Origin of the sequence: Streptomyces sp. NPDC092296, assembly GCF_044755465.1 — a bacterium.
In the GTDB taxonomy this organism is placed as follows: Bacteria; Actinomycetota; Actinomycetes; order Streptomycetales; family Streptomycetaceae; genus Peterkaempfera.
Genome location: NZ_JBIVRB010000008.1, coordinates 19730 through 37295 on the forward strand (window position 1 = coordinate 19730; position 17566 = coordinate 37295).

At 76.1% G+C, this 17566-nt stretch carries 20 protein-coding genes; 5 read left to right on the top strand and 15 right to left on the bottom strand.

The window, feature by feature from the left end; genetic code table 11:
• Positions 1-113: 113 nt before the first annotated feature.
• Both ACIQGZ_RS19115 and ACIQGZ_RS19120 read right to left on the bottom strand, forming a co-directional pair.
• Positions 114-872, bottom strand: coding sequence for a polysaccharide deacetylase family protein (locus tag ACIQGZ_RS19115; protein WP_402603155.1), 759 nt, complete (start codon positions 870-872; stop codon positions 114-116).
• Positions 872-1732: an SDR family NAD(P)-dependent oxidoreductase gene (locus tag ACIQGZ_RS19120; RefSeq protein WP_402603156.1), complete on the bottom strand. Its 861-nt coding sequence runs from the start codon at positions 1730-1732 to the stop codon at positions 872-874. Before ACIQGZ_RS19120 ends, ACIQGZ_RS19115 begins: the two co-directional genes overlap by 1 nt.
• 270 nt (positions 1733-2002) lie before the next feature.
• Between ACIQGZ_RS19120 and ACIQGZ_RS19125 the strand changes: the two genes are divergently transcribed.
• Positions 2003-3142 (top strand): galactosyldiacylglycerol synthase, encoded by a 1140-nt coding sequence (locus ACIQGZ_RS19125; RefSeq protein ID WP_402603158.1) that lies wholly within the window; start codon positions 2003-2005, stop codon positions 3140-3142.
• A 35-nt stretch (positions 3143-3177) separates the two neighbouring features.
• Here ACIQGZ_RS19125 and ACIQGZ_RS19130 read toward each other — a convergent pair whose 3' ends face one another.
• The 5 genes from ACIQGZ_RS19130 to ACIQGZ_RS19150 all read right to left on the bottom strand — a co-directional run bounded on the left by ACIQGZ_RS19130 (position 3178) and on the right by ACIQGZ_RS19150 (position 5705).
• Positions 3178-3531, bottom strand: coding sequence for a hypothetical protein (locus ACIQGZ_RS19130; RefSeq protein WP_402603160.1), 354 nt, complete (start codon positions 3529-3531; stop codon positions 3178-3180).
• A gap of 98 nt (positions 3532-3629) precedes the next feature.
• Positions 3630-4292 (bottom strand): carbonic anhydrase, encoded by a 663-nt coding sequence (locus tag ACIQGZ_RS19135; protein ID WP_402603162.1) that lies wholly within the window; start codon positions 4290-4292, stop codon positions 3630-3632.
• A 42-nt stretch (positions 4293-4334) separates the two neighbouring features.
• A complete protein-coding gene (locus ACIQGZ_RS19140) occupies positions 4335-4487 on the bottom strand; it encodes a hypothetical protein (protein ID WP_402603164.1) in 153 nt (50 codons plus the stop codon).
• A gap of 106 nt (positions 4488-4593) precedes the next feature.
• On the bottom strand, positions 4594-5016 hold the full coding sequence (locus ACIQGZ_RS19145) for a subtilase-type protease inhibitor (RefSeq protein ID WP_402603165.1): 423 nt from the start codon (positions 5014-5016) through the stop codon (positions 4594-4596).
• 155 nt (positions 5017-5171) lie between these two features.
• The gene (locus ACIQGZ_RS19150) at positions 5172-5705 is read right to left on the bottom strand and encodes a 2'-5' RNA ligase family protein (protein WP_402603167.1); all 534 of its coding nucleotides are present in this window, start codon (positions 5703-5705) and stop codon (positions 5172-5174) included.
• Positions 5706-5815: 110 nt separating this feature from the next.
• Between ACIQGZ_RS19150 and ACIQGZ_RS19155 the strand changes: the two genes are divergently transcribed.
• The 3 genes from ACIQGZ_RS19155 (at position 5816) to ACIQGZ_RS19165 (ending at position 8494) form a co-directional block, all read left to right on the top strand.
• Entirely contained in the window at positions 5816-6637 is an 822-nt protein-coding gene (locus tag ACIQGZ_RS19155) for an LLM class F420-dependent oxidoreductase (protein WP_402603168.1), read from the top strand.
• 10 nt (positions 6638-6647) lie between these two features.
• Complete coding sequence (locus tag ACIQGZ_RS19160; protein WP_402603170.1) at positions 6648-7079, top strand: TIGR03668 family PPOX class F420-dependent oxidoreductase; 432 nt, start codon at positions 6648-6650, stop codon at positions 7077-7079.
• A 383-nt stretch (positions 7080-7462) separates the two neighbouring features.
• Positions 7463-8494 (top strand): methyltransferase, encoded by a 1032-nt coding sequence (locus ACIQGZ_RS19165; RefSeq protein WP_402603171.1) that lies wholly within the window; start codon positions 7463-7465, stop codon positions 8492-8494.
• 77 nt (positions 8495-8571) lie between these two features.
• On the opposite strand, the gene ACIQGZ_RS19170 is transcribed toward ACIQGZ_RS19165, so the two are convergent.
• The 7 genes from ACIQGZ_RS19170 to ACIQGZ_RS19200 all read right to left on the bottom strand — a co-directional run bounded on the left by ACIQGZ_RS19170 (position 8572) and on the right by ACIQGZ_RS19200 (position 14001).
• On the bottom strand, positions 8572-8904 hold the full coding sequence (locus tag ACIQGZ_RS19170) for a TcmI family type II polyketide cyclase (protein ID WP_402603173.1): 333 nt from the start codon (positions 8902-8904) through the stop codon (positions 8572-8574).
• A gap of 99 nt (positions 8905-9003) precedes the next feature.
• Positions 9004-9498, bottom strand: a complete 495-nt coding sequence (locus ACIQGZ_RS19175) for an SRPBCC family protein (RefSeq protein ID WP_402603175.1) — start codon at positions 9496-9498, stop codon at positions 9004-9006.
• Between the two features lie 2 nt (positions 9499-9500).
• Positions 9501-9758 (bottom strand): phosphopantetheine-binding protein, encoded by a 258-nt coding sequence (locus ACIQGZ_RS19180; protein WP_402603176.1) that lies wholly within the window; start codon positions 9756-9758, stop codon positions 9501-9503.
• Between the two features lie 46 nt (positions 9759-9804).
• The gene (locus tag ACIQGZ_RS19185) at positions 9805-11073 is read right to left on the bottom strand and encodes a beta-ketoacyl synthase N-terminal-like domain-containing protein (RefSeq protein ID WP_402603177.1); all 1269 of its coding nucleotides are present in this window, start codon (positions 11071-11073) and stop codon (positions 9805-9807) included.
• Positions 11070-12338, bottom strand: coding sequence for a beta-ketoacyl-[acyl-carrier-protein] synthase family protein (locus ACIQGZ_RS19190; RefSeq protein WP_402603178.1), 1269 nt, complete (start codon positions 12336-12338; stop codon positions 11070-11072). The genes ACIQGZ_RS19185 and ACIQGZ_RS19190 overlap by 4 nt, the downstream gene beginning before the upstream one ends.
• Positions 12335-12772, bottom strand: coding sequence for a cupin domain-containing protein (locus ACIQGZ_RS19195; protein WP_402603180.1), 438 nt, complete (start codon positions 12770-12772; stop codon positions 12335-12337). The genes ACIQGZ_RS19190 and ACIQGZ_RS19195 overlap by 4 nt, the downstream gene beginning before the upstream one ends.
• Positions 12773-12816: 44 nt before the next feature.
• A complete protein-coding gene (locus ACIQGZ_RS19200) occupies positions 12817-14001 on the bottom strand; it encodes a SchA/CurD-like domain-containing protein (RefSeq protein ID WP_402603182.1) in 1185 nt (394 codons plus the stop codon).
• Between the two features lie 231 nt (positions 14002-14232).
• On the opposite strand from ACIQGZ_RS19200, the gene ACIQGZ_RS19205 reads away from it, so the two are divergent.
• Entirely contained in the window at positions 14233-15861 is a 1629-nt protein-coding gene (locus ACIQGZ_RS19205; RefSeq protein WP_402603184.1) for an FAD-dependent oxidoreductase, read from the top strand.
• Positions 15862-16139: 278 nt separating this feature from the next.
• Here the strand turns inward: ACIQGZ_RS19205 and ACIQGZ_RS19210 are convergent, their stop codons facing one another.
• Entirely contained in the window at positions 16140-17477 is a 1338-nt protein-coding gene (locus ACIQGZ_RS19210) for a PP2C family protein-serine/threonine phosphatase (protein ID WP_402603186.1), read from the bottom strand.
• Positions 17478-17566: the final 89 nt, after the last annotated feature.

Sequence of the window (17566 nt, forward strand, 5' to 3'; positions counted from 1 at the left end):
CAGACCCTCCCTCCGCTGCCGGGGCCGCCGCCCCGGACCCCGCGATCCGCCCGTGACCGGGCGGGGAACGGGCAATGCGTTCCCGACCCGGCCGATGTCAAACACGCTCCGTATCAGGGCCGGGCACTCGCCGTCACGGGCAGCCGGTGGCCGACGCCGTGTTCGACCAGCGGGCCCGGCTGCCAGCCCTGGCGGCGGCAGTGCGCGACCAGCGCCGGCAGGGCGCCGAGCGCGGCCCGCCAGGAGTCCGGTGCGCTGGTCCGGTCGGAGTCGTGCAGCAGTACGGTGCCGCCGCCGCGCAGGTCGCGCAGCAGCGCGGCCAGGACGGAGTCCGGCGTGGCGGCGGCGGTCCAGTCCCGCCCCCAGGCCGACCAGAGGACCGGCCGCAGCCCCGCCCGCCGGGCGGCGGCCCACCGGCCGCCGGTGAGGATGCCGTACGGCGGCCGGTACCAGCGGCAGTCCGCCCCGGCCGCCGCCCGGACCGCGTCGGCCGCGCGGGCGATCTCGCGGCGGTCCCGCAGCGGCGCGGGCAGCCACGGCCGGGTGTGGGTCCAGCCGTGTACGGCCAGTTCATGGCCGTGGTCGGCGATGGCGGCGCACAGTCCCGGGTACCGCCGGACGGCGTCCCCGAGGACGAAGAAGGTGGCCCGTACCGCCAGCCGGTCCAGGGCGGCCAGGAACTGCGGCGTGGAGCGCGGGTCCGGGCCGTCGTCGAAGGTGAGCGCCACATGGTCGGGCCGGCCCTGGCCGGACAGCCCCGGCAGCAGCCGCCGTACGGGGGGCAGCCAGCTGCCCGCCGGGCCGAGGTGCCCGGCCGCCGCCAGCAGCGGCAGCGCGGCGGGCAGCACGGCGCGGGCCGGTACGGGTGCCATCAGCCGAACCGGGCGGCCAGCCGGTGGTACAGCCCGGGGGCCGCGCCGCGCAGCCGGGCCGGCAGCCGCAGCCAGCCGGGGACGAACACCTCCGGGGTGCCGTGCAGCACCGCCGCCCGGACCGCGTCGGCCACCCGGGCCGGCGGGATCGGGCGCGGCCGGGAGCGCCGGTAGGGGGCGCCGCGCCGGGCGAAGAACGGGGTGTCCACCACGCCCGGGACGACCAGGGAGATCCGGACGCCCGTCCCGGCCAGCTCATAGCGCAGGCTCTCCGCGAAGACGCCGACGGCTGCCTTGGCGGCCGAGTACACCGCCTCCTCCCGTACCGCCACCGCGCCGGCGATCGAACCCACCAGCACCACCTGGCCGCTGCCGCGCGCCACCATCTGCGGCAGCACCAGCCGGACCAGCTGGACGACGGACGCCAGGTCGACGGTGAGCACCTGGTGGATCGCGGCGGCGGGCATCGCGGTGAACGGCCCGGCCCAGCCGACCCCGGCGCCGGCCACCAGCAGGTCCACCCGGCCGACGGCCGCCAGCGCCTGGTCGGCCAGCAGGGCGCAGCCGCCGGGCGCGGCGAGGTCGGCGGGCAGCGGGAGGCCGCCGGTGGCGGCGGCGACCCGGTCGAGCCGGGGGCGGTCGCGGCCGCTGAGCAGCAGCCGCCAGCCGCCGTCGGCGGCGAACCGGGCGGCGACGGCGGCGCCGATGCCCGAGGAGGCGCCGGTGATCAGGGCGACCGGCTGCCGGGCGGGCGGGGGGCCGGTGGGCGGCCGGGAGCCGCCGCCCGGGTCGGGTGCGGGGGCCGTGGCGGTGCCCGTGCCGTGGCGGGCCGGGGTGTTCCAGGACGGGTCAGCCCCCACGCGGCGGCCTCCTTGTCTCGGGCGGGTGCGGGTCTCGGGCGGGTGCGGGTCTCGGACGGGTGCGGTCCGGCCCGGGTCTCGGTCCGGCCCGGGTCTCGGGCGGGTCCGCAGGGGTATCCGCTGCGTGGCGGGTTAAACCCGCACGGCCACGGCGGGCGGTCCCGGGTTTCGGGGCCGCCGGGGTGGACACCCGGGTCCGATCGGTCCGCCGCCCGTCCGCGCCGGCGGCCGGTGCCGTACGCCCGCCTTGTCGAGAGGGGAGAGCCGGCCGTGGGACAGCGATTCCTGATCCTGAGCGCCCGCATGGGGGCCGGCCATGACGCGGTCGCGGCGGAGCTGGCCGGGCGGCTGGTGCGGCAGGGCCACCGGGTGCAGCGGGCGGACGTCCTCGACCTGCTGCCGGCCGGGCTCGGCGGCGCGCTGGAGGCCGGCTACCGGACGGCGGTCAGCCGGCTGCCGTGGGCCTATGCGGCGGTGTACGCGGCGTTCTTCCGCTCCGGCGGCGGCCGCCGGCCCGGCAGCGCCCCGCTGGCCGCGCTGGCGGAGGAGCGGCTGCTGGCGCTGGTGCGGCAGCAGCGGCCGGACGCCGTGGTGCCGGTCTTCCACCTCGCCGCACAGCTCACCGGCCGGCTGCGGGTCCAGGGCAGGCTGGCGGTGCCCAGTACGGTGCTGGTCACCGACTTCGCCGTGCACCGGCAGTGGCTGCACCCCGGCAACGACCGCCATCTGTGCGTCTGCCCGCAGGCCGCCGCCGAGGCGGGGCGGGCGACCGGCCGCCCGGTGGCGGCGCCGGGGCCGGTGGTACCGGCCGGGTTCGGGGGGCGGGCGGCCGGGGCCGACCGGTGGCGCTGGCTGCTGCGGGAGCGGGGGGCGGGCCGGGTGCCGGTGCTGCTCTCCGCCGGGCTGTGGGGCACCGGGTCACGGCTGCCGGGCACCTCCGTGCTGCTGCGGCGGGCCGGGTATCTGCCGGTGGTGCTGTGCGGCCGCAACGACGGGCTGCGGGCCAGGCTGGACCGGCTGCCGGGGGTGTGGGCGCTGGGCTGGGTGGCGGACCTGCCCGGGTTGATGGCCGCCTGCGGGGCGCTGGTGGACAACGCGGCCGGTCAGACGGCGGTGCAGGCGCTGGCGGCGGGCCTGCCGGTGGTCGGCTACCGGCCGATCCCGGGCCATGGCGCCGAGGGGGTGCGCCGGATGGCGGAGATCGGCGTGGCCGAGCAGCCGCGCGACCCGTGGGAGTTGGTGGCCGCCCTGGACGCCCTCTCCCCCGCCGGGGCCGTCCGCGACGCCCGGATCGGCAACGGCCGCGCGCTGTTCACCGGCGACGCGGCCGAGCTGCTCGCCGTCCCGCCGGGCGGCCTCGCCGCCGCCCGTGAGGGCGGTACGACCGGTACCGGCGGCCGGTGGCGCTGAGCGGGCGGCACGGCGCTCCCGGCCGCCGCCGGTGGTCACCCCTCCGGATACAGCGGGTGGGGGTGCGGAGGCTCCAGGTGGCTGATGATCTGGACCAGGGCGGCGCGCTGGTCGGGGTGCAGATCGCGGACCTGGTCGTGCTCCTTGATGTGGGCGCTCCTCAGCAGTTCGTGCGCGGTCAGCGCGCCCATCCCGGGCAGGGCCCGCAGCAGCGAGGAGACCGGCGCGGTGGCCGCCGTCTCGTCGCCGAGGTCGGCGTCGCGCAGTGCCCGGGTCAGGGCGAGCACCCCGTCGGTGGAGATGGCGCTGAGCAGCGCCCCACGGGTGTGCGGGTGGACGGCCGCCAGGGCGGAGGCCGCTTCGGAGTCGCCAGGATTGCGGTGGTTCATACCTTGCCTCCTTGTCGACTCAGCCCTACCCGGCTTCACCCGCCGCAAAGGTGCCACGCCGCACGCTCGGCACCCCTGCGGCGGGAGTGCGGGGCCGGTCAGAGCGCCCCGGCCTCGGAGGTGGCGGCGGGCACCTCGAACCGGGCGAGGCCACGGCCGGCGACCAGCCGGGCGCTGCCGTCGTCCAGCCGGTAGGAGAGCCCGACCACCGCTGTCCGGCCCGCTGCGACCTGCTCGGCCAGCACCCGGGAGCGCTCCAGCAGCAGGTCGACGGTGCAGCGGATGTGCTCGTCCACGATGTCGTCCCGGCGGGTGATCCCGGCCGCGCGCGCGGACAGCACGCTGGGGGTGACCCGCTCCACCACGTCCCGGACGTACCCGGGCGCCGGCAGCCCGCCCTCCAGCGCGTCGCACGCCGCACCGACCGCGCCGCAGGAGTCATGGCCGAGCACCACGACCAGGCGGCATTCCAGCAGGCTCACCCCGTACTCGACGCTGCCGAGCACCTCCGGGCCGAGGACGTGCCCCGCCGTACGGACCACGAAGAGGTCACCGAGCCCCCGGTCGAAGATGATCTCGGCGGCGAGCCGGGAGTCGGAGCAGCCGAAGAGGACCGCGAAGGGGTTCTGCACGGGCGCGAGCGAGGCCCGGCGCTCAGCGTCCTGGTTGGGGTGCTCCGGAGCGCCCGACACGAATCGCCGGTTGCCCGCGAGCAGCATCTCCAGTACGTCGTCCGGTACGGGAGTTCGAGAGATCGCCATACCCGCAGAATACGCAGGTCGGCGCCGGTTTGCCGGACATTCTCACTCTTCGAAGTCGGCGCCCTCGGCCTGCGAGGTGTCCTGGGCGTGGGCGGTCTGCTCCGAGGTGGTGTCCTCGACGGCCGGTTCGGTCGGCTGGTCGGGGGCGGATTCCGGCGCCTCGGCGGGCTGTTCACCTGGCTGCTGCTGGGTCATCACGCCTCCCGGGGGAGGTAAGAGGGACGGACTGACCCTTCCAGCATGCCTCTGCCGATCCGGTGGCCGCCACAGCCGCCGCCCGCGCCCGACGTGGAGGGTCGGCTCAGAAGTCGAAGGCGTCGCCCCGGGCGGTGAGCAGCGCGCAGCGGTTGTGGAAGGTCTCCCGGTAGGAGACCCGCCTGCCCTGCCACACGCCGTCGGCGGTGGCCGTCACCGGGTCGACCAGGGCCGGGCAGCGGCGCTGGCGCCCGTGCAGCGCGGCGGGGTCGCCGGCGGCGGCCCGCAGCGCGGTGCAGGCCCGCTGCGGCGCCGGGTGGGTGCCGGACGGGGTGGGGGCGCAGCTGAGCGTCACGGCGCGGGAGACCGGGGCGGCCGCGTCGCGGCCGTCGCCGGGTCCGACGGCCAGCACCAGGGCGGACGGCGGGTAGAGGGCGGTCGGGGCGGCGGCGGCCCCGGCGGTGCCCAGCAGGGGGGTGGTCGCCAGCAGGGCGGCGGTCAGGATCGTGGTGCGTACGCGGTCGCGCATGTCGGCCCCTTGTCGGCGGAAGGCTGCCAGTCTTCCGCCGGGCGGGGTGAGCGGCCGTCAGCCGGGGCCGCGCCGACCGGTGTTGACCGATGACGGTCGAAGCCGATCGGAGCCGACACCGGACGACCGTTCACGGGCGAGTGGGCGGGGCCTGGTCAGCCGGGCGCCCCCAGCGGGACCGTCCCGCGGGACTCGCTGTCGTAACTGCGGGCCGCGTCCAGCCCGCCGAGCAGGTCGGGGAGCCGGCCCAGTACCTCCAGCGCGGTGACCAGCTGCTCCGGCTCCAGCCGCCGGGTGAGGCCGAGGTGCGGCATCCAGCGGCCGGGCAGGTACAGCGGGTTGGGTTCGGTGGCCCCGTCCAGCGCCTCCCAGACCGCGCCGTGCAGCGCCAGCAGCTCCGCCGTGGGCACCAGGCCCCAGCTGAGCACCCGGCGGCGGCTGCGCGCGCTGAAGGACAGCAGCCCGGAGAGCCGCACCCGCAGCGGGAGCGCGGCCCCGGCGAGCAGCGCGTCGATCCGCTCGTGCGCCCCGGGCGGGAAGTCCACCGCCGCCGCCAGGGTGAGGTGCGGGCGGTGCGTCGGATGGGTGTTGTACGTGAGGCTGGGCAGCCCGGCTTCCGCGAGCCGGCCCCACACCGCCCGTACCGCACTGTCGAAGGCCGGGTCGCAGGTCAGCTCAACGGTACGCACGGAACCACGGTATCGGCGGGGTGACGGCTGCCGGTTCCGGGGGCGCGGCGCCCGGCGGCGGGGCAGGATGCAGGAGCAGGACGCGCCGCGATCAGCAGGAGGGAACCACCGTGAAGTTCGGGATCTCGACCTTCATCACCGACGAGGGCATCGCACCGACCGCGCTGGGCCGGGCCGTGGAGGAGCGCGGGTTCGACTCGCTGTTCATCGCCGAGCACACCCACATCCCGGTCCGCCGGGAGACGCCCTACCCCGGCGGCGGCGAGCTGCCGCGCATCTACTACCGCACGCTGGACCCGCTGGTGGCGCTGAGCGCGGCCGCCGCCGTCACCGAGCGGGTGCTGCTGGGCACCGGCATCGCGCTGGTCTCCCAGCGGGACCCGATCATCACGGCCAAGGAGTTCGCCTCGCTGGACCTGGTCTCGGGCGGCCGCGCGGTGTTCGGCATCGGCATCGGCTGGAACCGGGAGGAGATGCGCAACCACGGCACGGAGCCGCGCACCCGGGGCCGGCTGGTGGACGAGCGGGTCCGGGCGATCCGCGAGCTGTGGACCAAGGACGAGGCGGAGTTCCACGGCGAGTTCGTGGACTTCGACCCGGTGTTCAGCTGGCCCAAGCCGGTGCAGCGCCCGCACCCGCCGATCTACGTCGGCGGCGGCGAGGCGGCCTTCCCCCGGTTGGCGGAGTACGGGGACGCCTGGCTGGCCAACGGCGTACCGCCGCAGGAGCTGGCGCCGCAGCTGAAGCGGCTGCGGGACACCGCCGGGCGCGACGTCCCGGTCACCGTGTACGCGGTGTCGCAGCGGCCGGAGGCCGTCGAGGGCTATGCCGAACTGGGCGTCGAGCGGGTGCTGTTCTACCTGCCGACGCTGCCCGAGGGCGAGACCCTGGAGCGCCTGGACCGGCTGGCCGCGACCGCCGGCTTCCGCTGACGCCCGGCCGATGCCCACCATCGACGGGTCCGACGCGCGGGCCCGCTTCGCGGCCTGCCGGATCGCCCGGCTGGCCACGGCGGACGCGGAGGGGCACCCGCATCTGGTGCCGGTGGTCTTCGCGGTGGACGGCGACACCGTCCTGACCGCCGTCGACCACAAGCCCAAGCGGACCACCCACCTGCGGCGGCTCGCCGACATCGCCGTCAACCCCGCCGTCTGCCTGCTGGCGGACGGCGGGTACGAGGACGACTGGGCCCGTCTGTGGTGGGCCCGCGCCGACGGCCGGGCCCTGGTCGTCCCCGCCGACGGCGACCCGCAGCTGCGCGGCCGGGCGACGGCACTGCTGACCGCCCGCTACCCGCAGTACCGGGACCGGCCGCCGCAGGGGGCGGTCATCGCGGTCACCGTCACCCGCTGGCACGGCTGGCGGGCGTCCTGACGCCACGGACGAGCTGAGCCCAGGGGCGCGGGCAACCACCCACCGGCCCGCAGCCCGCGCCCGCCCCTGCCGGGGCAGGTGGACGGCTGAGCAACGAGAAGCGAGCACCCGGCAGCAGCGGGCTGAGCACGCGGTTCCCCGCGCCCCTCCCGGCGCACAGCACCCCCCAAGGGGCGCGAGGAACCGCGCGACCAACCACCCACCGGCCCGCGCCGCCGAAGACCGCGCCGCCCGCCGGGAGGGGCGCCCGCACGGGTGGGGGGCGCCCAATCGGGTCGTACCCGCCGGGGTCCGGCCGTGGCGCGCGCCGGCGGGCGGTCCGGTCGGCGACGGTGGAGGCGCGGCGGACAGCCCCGCCCCACCGTCAGCAGAAAGGGGTCCCCATGGACAGCCCGGCGCCCGCTCCCCCCACCGCGGCCATGCGACTGCGCGAACTGGCCTTCGGCGCCGCCTGCGCGGCGGCCGTCCGCGCCGCCGTGCGGCTCGGCCTGCCCGACGCCCTCGGCGACACTCCCACCACGGCCGGCGAGCTGGCCGCCGCGGTGGACGCCGAACCGCAGGCGCTCCGCCGCCTGCTGCGCGCGCTGACCTGCAACGGCGTCTTCGCGGAGGACGAGGACGGCCGCTATGTGCACACCGAGATGTCCCGGATGCTGCGCGAGGACACCCCCCGCTCGATGCGCTACGTCTCGCTGTGGACCACCGAGCCGTGGACCTGGGAGGCGTGGCCCCGGCTGGACGAGGCGGTGCGCAGCGGCGGCCAGGTCTTCGACGACCTGTACGGCAAGGGCTTCTTCGCGTACCTGCACGAGGACGCCCCGGAGTCGGCCGAGGTCTTCAACCGCGCCATGACCCACTCCAGCCGGCAGTCCGCGCAGGACATCGCCGAGATGCTGGACCTCAGGGGCGTCTCCAAGGTCGCCGACATCGGCGGCGGCCAGGGCCATGTGCTGGCGGGCCTGCTGGAGCGCAACCCGGATCTGCACGGGGCGCTGCTGGACCTGCCCGACGTGGTGGCGAAGGCCGACCCCCGGCTGCGGGAGGGCGGCGCGCTGGCGTCCCGGGTGGAGCTGGTGCCGGGCGACTGCCGGCGGGAGATCCCGGTCAGCGCGGACCTCTACATCATCAAGAACATCCTGGAGTGGGACGACGAGAGCACCCGCGCGACCCTGGCCAACGCGGTCGCGGCCGCGCGGCCGGGCGCACGGGTGCTGGTCATCGAGAACCTGGTGGACGACAGCGCCTCGATGCGCTTCACCACCGCGATGGACCTGCTGCTGCTGCTGAACGTCGGCGGGCGCAAGCACACCCAGGGCAGCCTGGTGGCGCTGATGGAAGAGGCGGGGCTGAAGGTCGGTGACGTCCGGCCCGTCAACCCCTACCTGCACGCCTTCGACAGCGTCGTACCGCAGTAGCGGCGTCGTACCGCAGGAGCGGCGTCGTACCGCAGGAGCGGAGCCGTACCGCAGGAGCGGAGCCGGCCCGGGGTGGCTCAGGCCGAGCCGTCCCGCTCCCAGCGGTAGAACTCGTGGGCCATGGCGTCCTTGGGCTCGCGCCAGGTCGCCGGGTCGTAGGCGGAGACGAACGGCTGGAGCCGTTCGCTGACGTCGCGGAACTCGGGGTGGCGGACGTGCTTGGCCACCTCGGGGCCCGGCGGGCGGTCGGCCTCGATCAGGTGCAGGTAGAGCTCGCCGAACTGGTACAGGCTGCGGCCGCGCACCCCGATCAGGTGCGGCAGCTCGCCCCGGTCGGAGGCGGCGAAGACCCCGGCGATGTCGGGGGCGGAGTCGGGCTTCATACGGGCGACGATCAGTGAGCGGTACACGGTGGGTGCCTCCTGGGGTGCGGGGGTGTCCGGACGGGCCCGGCCGACGGCGTGGTGCCGCCGTCGGCCGGGCCCGGCACACGGGCGGTGGGGGTCCGGTCAGCCGGTCACGGCCGCGGCCGGGCCCACGCCCAGCTCGTGGGCCCGCTGCTGGACCTTGTCGCGGATCAGCTCCATCTGGACGCGCGAGTTGCGGTTGATGTGCTCGGTCATGCTGCGGTCGTCGACCGGCGCCTCCGGCTTCATCGCGAAGTCCTGGACCCAGCGCATCCGGGTGCCGCCGGGAACCTCCTCGTACTCCCAGCGGATGTCCATGAAGCGGAACGGGCCGGTCTCCACCCGGCGGGCGGTGACGGTGCGGGTGCGGGGGTCGGGCTCGCGCTCGCTGACCCAGCTCCAGACCTGGTCGTTCTCGTCCGGGTGCATGGTCAGCCGGAAGGTGGTCTTGGCGCCCTGCCGCTCCAGCACCTCCACGGCGGCGTACTCGCTGAACAGCTGCGGCCACTTCTCCAGGTCGTTGGTGATCTCCCAGGTGAGGGCGAGCGGGGCGGCGATGACGATCTCGTTGTCGGTGTGTCCGACGGTTGCGGTCATGTTCACACTCCTGAGGTGAGCCGGTCGTTGGCCAGGGCCAGGAACTCGTGCGGGGTCTTGCAGGACTCGGCGCCCGGTCCGATCGGGGCGCTGTGGCGGTTCTCCAGGGCGGCGACGACGCCGAGCAGGCCGAGCGAGTCGAGCCCGAACTCCTCGAAGGTCGTGCCGGCCCGGGTCTCCAGCTCCAGGGCGTCGACGGTGACGCCCGCGCAGGACTTCATCAGCGAGGCCAGCTCGTCGAAGGTCAGCGGATCGTTCATCTGGGGTTCTCCTTCGGGTGGCGGCCGCGCGGCGGGTGGGCCCCGCTCACGGCCGGTCGGTGCCGCTGCCGCGCCGCAGGACGAGCGCGGCGTTGCAGCCCATCAGTCCCCGGCCGAGCACCAGCGCCGTGCGCAGCTCGGCGGGACGGGCGGTGCCGGTCACCAGGTCGAGGTCGTGGCAGACGTCCACGACGTTCGGGGTGGGCGGCACCACGCCGTGCTCCATGGCGAGGACGGCGGCGGCGGTGTCCAGGATCGGCCCGCCGCAGTACGCCCTGCCGATACCGGTCTTGGGCGCGGTGACCGGGAGTACGGCGGTGCGCGGGCCGAACACGTCGGCCAGCGCCAGCGCCTCGGCGCGGTCCGCGTCCAGGACGCCGAGGGCGTCCGCGAAGACCACGTCGACCTCTTCCGGCGCGCAGCCGGCCTCCGCCAGCGCGCCCCGGATCGCGTGCGTCAGCCCCTCCCGGGAGCGCTGCCAGCCGTCGGTGCCGGTGAAGGTGGCGGCATGCCCGGCGACCAGGGCGCGGACGGTCGCGCCGCGCTCGCGGGCGGCGTCCTCCTCCTCCAGGACGAGCATCCCGCCGCCCTCGGCGGGCGCGAACCCGCAGGCGTCGGCGGTGAACGGCAGGTAGGCGCGGTCCGGGTCGGCGGATCGGCTCAGCTCCTGGTAGCCGAGCTGGCAGACTGCCGAGTACGGGGCCAGCGGCGCTTCGGCGGCGCCGACGACGACCGCCCGAGCGCCGCGCCGGATGCCCCGGCGGGCGTGCGCGATGGCGTCCAGGCCGCCGGCCTCGTCGTCGGCGAGCACTCCGCAGGGCCCCTTGAAGCCGCCGCGGATGGAGATCTGGCCGGTGCTCGCCGCGTAGAACCAGGCGATCGACTGGTACGGGCCGACGAACCGGGGGCCGCTGCCCCACAGCTGCTGCAACTCGCGCTGGCCGAACTCGCCGCCGCCCGAGCCCGCCGCGGTGACCACCCCGATGTCGAAGGGCGAGCCGGCGGACGGGTCGAGCCGGGCGTCGGCCAGTGCCAGGTCGGCCGCCGCCATCGCGAAGTGGGTGAACCGGTCGGTCTGTACGACGAACCGGGGCTCCACCGCCTCCTGCGGCTGGAAGCCGCGGACCTCGCCCGCGACCCGCAGCGGCAGTTCCTCGCAGCCCTCGCGGGAGACCCGGTCCAGGACGGCGAAGCCCTCCCGGGTGGCCTTCCAGAAGGCGTCGGCGCCGATCCCGTTGGGGGCGACCACGCCGAGCCCGGTCACCACCGCGCGGCGGCCCGCGCCGGTCGGCGGGGTGTGCTGGGTGCTGCTCATGGCGTCCTCCCGTTGGCGTGCTGCAGGACCACCGCCGACTGGAAGCCGCCGAACCCGCTGCCGACCGAGAGCACGGTGCGCAGCGGCATCTCGCGGGCCGTGCGGGGCACGTAGTCCAGGTCGCACTCCGGGTCCGGGGTCTCGTAGTTGGCGGTGGGCGGGACCACACCCCGGGCCAGGGCCAGGGTGCAGGCGGCGAGTTCGATCGCGCCGATCGCGCCGAGCGAGTGGCCCACCATGGACTTGATGGAGCTCATCGGGGTCTCGTACGCGTGGGCGCCGAGCGACCGCTTCACGGCGGCGGTCTCATGGCGGTCGTTCTGCTGGGTGCCCGAGCCGTGGGCGTTGACGTAGTCGATGTCGCGGGGGTCGATCCGGGCGTGCCCGAGCGCGGTGTCGATGGCGTGCGACATCTCCAGGCCCTCCCGGGTGAGCCCGGTCATGTGGTAGGCGTTGCCGAAGGTGGCGAACCCCCGGATCTCGCAGAGGATGCGGGCGCCGCGCCGCCGGGCGTGCTCCAGCTCCTCCAGGACCAGCACCGCCGCGCCCTCCCCGAGCACGAAGCCGTCCCGTTCCGCGTCGAACGGCCGGGAGGCGTGCGCCGGGTCGTCGTTGCGGGTGGAGGTGGCCTTGATGGCGTCGAAGCACGCCACGGTGATCGGGGAGATCGGGGAGTCGGCGGCGCCCGCCACGATCACGTCCGCCTTGCCCTCCTCGATGGCGTGAAAGGCGTAGCCGACGGCGTCCAGTCCGGAGGTGCAGCCGGTGGAGACGGTCTGCACCGGGCCGTGGGCGCCGATGTCCTCGGCGACCTCGGAGGCCAGCGCGCTGGGCGAGAACGCCCGGTGCAGATGGGGCTCTGCCCGCCGGTGGTCCACCGCCCAGCGCTGTCCGGACCCGCTGACCGCCACGTAGTCGTGCTCCAGCCGGGTGGTGCCGCCGACCGCCGTGCCCAGCGAGACGCCGATCCGCCAGGGGTCCTCCGCCTCCCGGTCGAGCCCGGCGTCGCGGACGGCCTCACCGGCGGCCGCCAGGGCGAACTGCACATAGCGGTCGGCGCGCCTGGCCCGCTGCTGGTCCACGCCGCTCGCCGCCGCGTCGAAGTCGCACTCGGCGGCGATCCGGGAGCGGAAGCCCTCGGGGTCGAAGAGGGTGATGCCGCGGGTCGCGGTACGACCGGCGGTGAGCAGGTCCCAGAACGCCGGCACGCCCACGCCCCCGGGGGCGACGACACCCAGTCCGGTGACCGCAACCCGCCGGGTCACGCTCGGGCCTCCATGGGTCGGGCCGCGCTCGCGGGCGCGGCGGCGGTCTCCTCGGTGTCCACATGGCCCAGCTCGGGGCGGGGTGCCAGCGGCCCCAGGTGGAAGACCATCCGGGCCTCCACCCGTCCGACGTTGCGGAAGCGGTGCCGCATGTCGCGCGGGATCATCAGGCCCTGGTCGGGGCGGAGCGGGTGGGTGACCCCGTCGAGGTCCACCTCCAGGGCGCCGCAGACGACGTAGACGAACTCCTCGGAGTAGGGGTGGTAGTGCTCCCCGATCCGCTCGCCGGGCTGCACGATGGCCACGCCCATGAAGCCGCTGGTCGCGCCGGCGGTGGTGGGGGTGAGCATGGCGCGCAGGTCTCCGCCGCGCCGGCGGTTGGGCTCGATCTCGTGCAGGTCCACGATGCGTGGGGGTGTGCTGGTGGTGGTCATGGCCGTTGCCTCCGGATGGCGTACTGGCAGTGGGTGACGGAGCGTCAGGAACCCTGCGAGCTGCGGTCGGTGATCGGGCTCAGCTCGTACTCGGCGAGGAAGCGGCGCAGGCCGTCGACGGTCGACAGCAGCAGGTCCTCGCCCGGCTCCAGCAGGTGGGTGAGCTCGGCCGCGGCCGGGCCGCGCCCCACGCCCGCCGTGACGGCCGGGTCCTCGGGCGCGTCGCTGGACAGGTCGACCATCCGCACCAGCACGTCCTCGCGCTGGAAGACGGTGCTGCGCACCAGCGGGTTGGCGGAGTCCCGCACGGCCAGCTCGTCGTGCCCGGCGAGCAGCTTGGCCGCCACCTGGGCGCAGCCGCGCCGGACCGGGTAGAGCAGCGCCCGGCGCTGGAGCTCGCCCCGGGGCAGGTCGGCGGCCTCGGTGTGGTGGACGGCGGGCAGTGCGGCGCGGGCGAAGAACGACCGGGCGGAGGCCGGGTCGGCGAGGTCGCGCTCCTCCTCCAGGTACGGGTTGATGGCCTCCTCGACGGCGCGCACCTCGGGCTGCTGGGCGACGTGGCGCAGCGCGGCGGCGAGGTCGCCCTCGACCTCGACGGCGCGGACCACGCGGTTGCCGCGCATGAACAGCGAGGTGCGGCGCAGCCGGGTGGTGGCGTCGACCCGGGCGCGCGGCGAGCTGTAGCCGGCCAGGATCTCGGCGACGGTCTGCTCGCTGCCGGGCTGCACGGTGAAGGTGAGGGCGTGCCGGACCACGCCGCCGGGCTGGGCGGGGCCGCCGGGCCGCTGCGGTGCGCCGGCCGGCCGCTGGGCGCCGGCGGGGCGGCCCTGCGGGGCGCCGTTGCGGACGGCGACCGGCTCGGCGGCGGGCTCGGAGCCGGGGCGGGTCTCGGGGGTCTCGCGGGTGATGGAGAAGCGCAGCGAGCGGGTGTCGCGTACGCAGCCGTGCAGCGGCTTGACCAGCTCGCGGTGCTCGGCGCTGTCCACCCAGGTGAGGAAGCGCGCGGCGCTCTCCCACTCGCTGGTGATCAGCCACCGGGTGGGCTCCTCGATGGACTGGCACAGCTGGTCGCTGATGTGGCCGGGCACCGAGGCGACCTGGTGCCGGATCTGCTCGTACGCGTCGAGGAAGCGCTGCTGCTGGCCCTCGTGGACGTCGCAGAGCAGGACCACCCGGAGCCGGGCGTGGTCGCGGGCGGCGGTGGGGGGCGATTCGGACAGGACGGTCATGGTGCGGGTTCCCTTCGGGGCGTCCGGTCTGGAGGGCGGGCTGCGGGCCCGGCCCGGCTTCGATCGTGACCCCGCGTCGCGGATGCGGCGACGCTCGCGGTCCATATGGGCGAACACCGTGACCAACCCTCGGGAAACGGGCATGGAAGATCCAGGCGTCGCCGACGGCGGCGATGCGCCCCGGGACCGGAGCACGCGGCCCGGACCTCCGCACGCGCGCTGGAGATGATGATGAAACCGAAGATCGACGACCGGGTGCCGGTGCTGATCGTGGGCGGTTCCCTGGTGGGGCTGTCCGCCTCGCTCTTCCTGGGCCGACTGGGGGTGCGGCACCTGGTGGTGGAGCGGCACGCGGCCACCTCGGTGCACCCCCGGGGGCGCGGCAACAACGTCCGCACCATGGAGCTGTTCCGTACGGCCGGCGTCGAGCAGCGCATCCGCGAGGCCGCGTCGGTGCTGGCCGGGAACCACGGCATCCTCCAGGCGGGGACGCTCACCGGCGGACCCGAGGAGTGGCTGTTCCGGGAGATCGACCCGGGCGGCGCGCTGGCCCGCTTCAGCCCGAGCGGCTGGTGCCTGTGCAGCCAGAACGACCTGGAGCCGGTGTTGCTGCGCTCCGCCCGGGACCTGGGCGGCGAGCTGCGGTTCAACACCGAGCTGCTCAGCTTCGAACAGGACCACGAAGGGGTGACGGCGGTCGTCCAGGACCGGGCGAGCGGGGAGCGGCGCACGGTGCGGGCGGACTACCTGGTGGCCGCCGACGGGCCGCGCAGCCCGGTGCGGGAGCGGCTGGGCATCGGGCAGGTCGGGCCCGGCGACCTCTTCCACAACGTCAGCATCACCTTCCGGGCCAAGCGGATGGCGGACGCGGTCGGGGACCGGCGGTTCATCGTCTGCTACCTGACGGACCCGGAGGGCGCCGGGGCGCTGCTGCCGGTGGACAACGAGGCCGAGTGGGTGTTCCACGCGCCGTGGCACCCGGACCGGGGCGAGACCCTGGAGGACTTCACCGACGAGCGGTGCGCCCGCCACATCAGGGCGGCGGCCGGCATCCCCGACATGGAGGTGGAGATCACCGGGCGGGCGCCCTGGCACGCCGCCGAGCGGGTGGCGGAGCGGTACGGCTCGGGGCGGGTGCTGCTCGCCGGGGACTCGGCCCACGAGATGTCACCGACCGGCGCGTTCGGCTCCAACACCGGCATCCAGGACGCGCACAACCTGGCCTGGAAGCTGGCCGCCCTGCTGGGCGGCTGGGCGGGTCCCGGGCTGCTGGACAGCTACGAGGCCGAGCGGCGGCCGGTGGCGCTGGCCACCAGCGCGCGGGCGTCCGAGCGGTCGGCCGAGCACCAGCACCCCGGGTACGACGTCACACCGGGCAGCGGGCGGCGGGGCAATGTGCTGGGCGTGGTGCTGGGATACCGGTACCGGGCGGGGGCGGTGTGCGGCGCGGACCCGGCGGAGCCGACGCTGCCCGAGCGGTTCCGGCAGAGCGGTGATCCGGGGACCCGGGCGCCGCACCTGTGGTGTTACCGGTACGGGCGGCGGCTGTCCACGCTCGACCTGTACGAGCGGTCCATGGTGCTGCTCAGCGGGCCGACCGGGCGGGGCTGGCACGAGGCGGGGGCGCGGGTGGCGCAGCAGACCGGGGTCCCGCTGGACCGCTACCTGGTCGGCGACGGGCCGGACCACGACCTGGCCCCCGAGCGGGGCGCCCAGTGGGCCGAGCTGCACGGCACCGCCGAGGACGGCGCGGTCCTGGTCCGCCCGGACGGCTTCGTGGCCTGGCGGTCCGTCGCGGGCGCGGCCGACCCCGACCAGGAGTTGACGGCGGCCCTGCGCTCCGTCCTCAGCCTGGCCTGACACCCACCCAGCGGCGCGGGGAACTGCGCGAACACCGGCCCCTCCCCCGCGCCGGTTCCCTCGCGCAGTTCCCCGCGCCCCTGCCGGACGCCCACGCACGAGACCGACCGGCGCCCTCCCCCGCGCCGCACGCGGCCACCGTCCGACTTCGGCCACAGGCGGTGCCGGGTTCCTCGCGCAGTTCCCCGCGCCCCTGCCGGACGCCCCGGCAACAGACCGACCGGCACCCCCGCGCCCCACCCGGTATGCAGCTCCGACCTGCCGGTCCCCGGGGCGGGTCAGGGCGTGCGGGGCGGGGTGAAGTGGGCCAGCAGGAGGGTGCGGTCGTCGGCGGGGAGGCGGTCGGCGGTGGTGTGCAGAAGGGTGTCGCAGATGGCCTGGGGGGTGCCCTGGGTGGCCTGGAAGCGGTGGGCCAGGCGGAGGATGCCGAGGTCGATGTCCTCGTGCCTGCTCTCCACCAGCCCGTCGGTGTAGAGCAGCAGCATGGTGGGCTCCTCGATCCGCAGCACCGTCGGCTCGGCGGCCCAGGAGCCCAGCCCCAGCGGCAGTCCGGCGCCCAGCGGGGCCACCGAGGTGCGGCCGCGGGTGCGGACCAGCGGCGGCGGGTGGCCCGCGCCGACCAGGGTGCAGGTGCCCGCGACCGGGTCCCACTCCGCGTACAGGCAGGTGGCGAAGGAGGCGTCGGGGGTGTCGGCGGCCAGCGCGTCCAGGTGGCGGAGCAGTTCCTGCGGGGCGGTGTCCAGCGCGGCCAGGGTACGGACGGCGGTCCGTAACTGGATCATGGCGACGGCGGCCTCCGGCCCGTGGCCCATGGCGTCGCCCACGATCAGCCCGACCCGGCCGGAGGGGCGGGTCATGACGTCGAACCAGTCGCCGCCGACCACGCCGGTCGGCCCGGCCGGCTGGTAGGCGTGCGCCACCCGGCAGCCGGGCGGCGCCACCGTGGCGGCGGGCAGCAGGCTGCTGCGGATGGCCAGCGCGGTGCGCCGCTCGCGCTCGTACAGCCGGGCGTTCTCCAGCGAGATGGCGGCCCGCGCGGCGAGCGTCTCGGCGGCGACGGTGTCGGCCCGGTCGAAGGGGCGGCTGCCGGCGTGGCGGGTGCAGGCGAGGAAGCCCAGCGCGACGCCGCGCAGCATCAGCGGGACGACCAGGAAGGACGCGGCGTTCAGCAGCCCGTCGATCCGGGCGTCGCCCCGGCCGGCCTGGGTGAGGCGGTCGGCGGTGTGCGGGTCGACGGCGCCGAGCAGTTGCGGGCGGCCGTCGGCCAGGGCGCGGGCGCACGGGGTGTCGCGGGGGAAGACCACCACCTCGTCGACGGGGAGGATGCCGCCCCAGTCCTCCGGGGCGTCCGCGCCGACCCGGACGGCGAGCCGGCGGGCCTCGAAGGAGGGCGCGTCGGGGGCGGGCGGGGTCGCGTCCTCGGCGAGCCAGCGCTCCAGCAGGTAGAGCGAGGCGGCGTCGCAGAACTCGGGCGCCACCGCCCCGACCAGGTGGTTGCCGGTGAGGTGGAGGTCGAGTACGGACCCGAGCGCGGCGGTCGCGGCAGCCGTCGGCCGCCGATGGTGGGGCCGCGGGGCGGCGGCGGTGCCGACCGGGGCCGCGGCGCACTGGCGCACCTGGGGGTCGGGCGGATCGGCGAGCAGGGCGTTGCCTTTCGACAGGCCGTACGGGCGGGGGTGCGACGAATCGGGTGCCCCCGCGATCC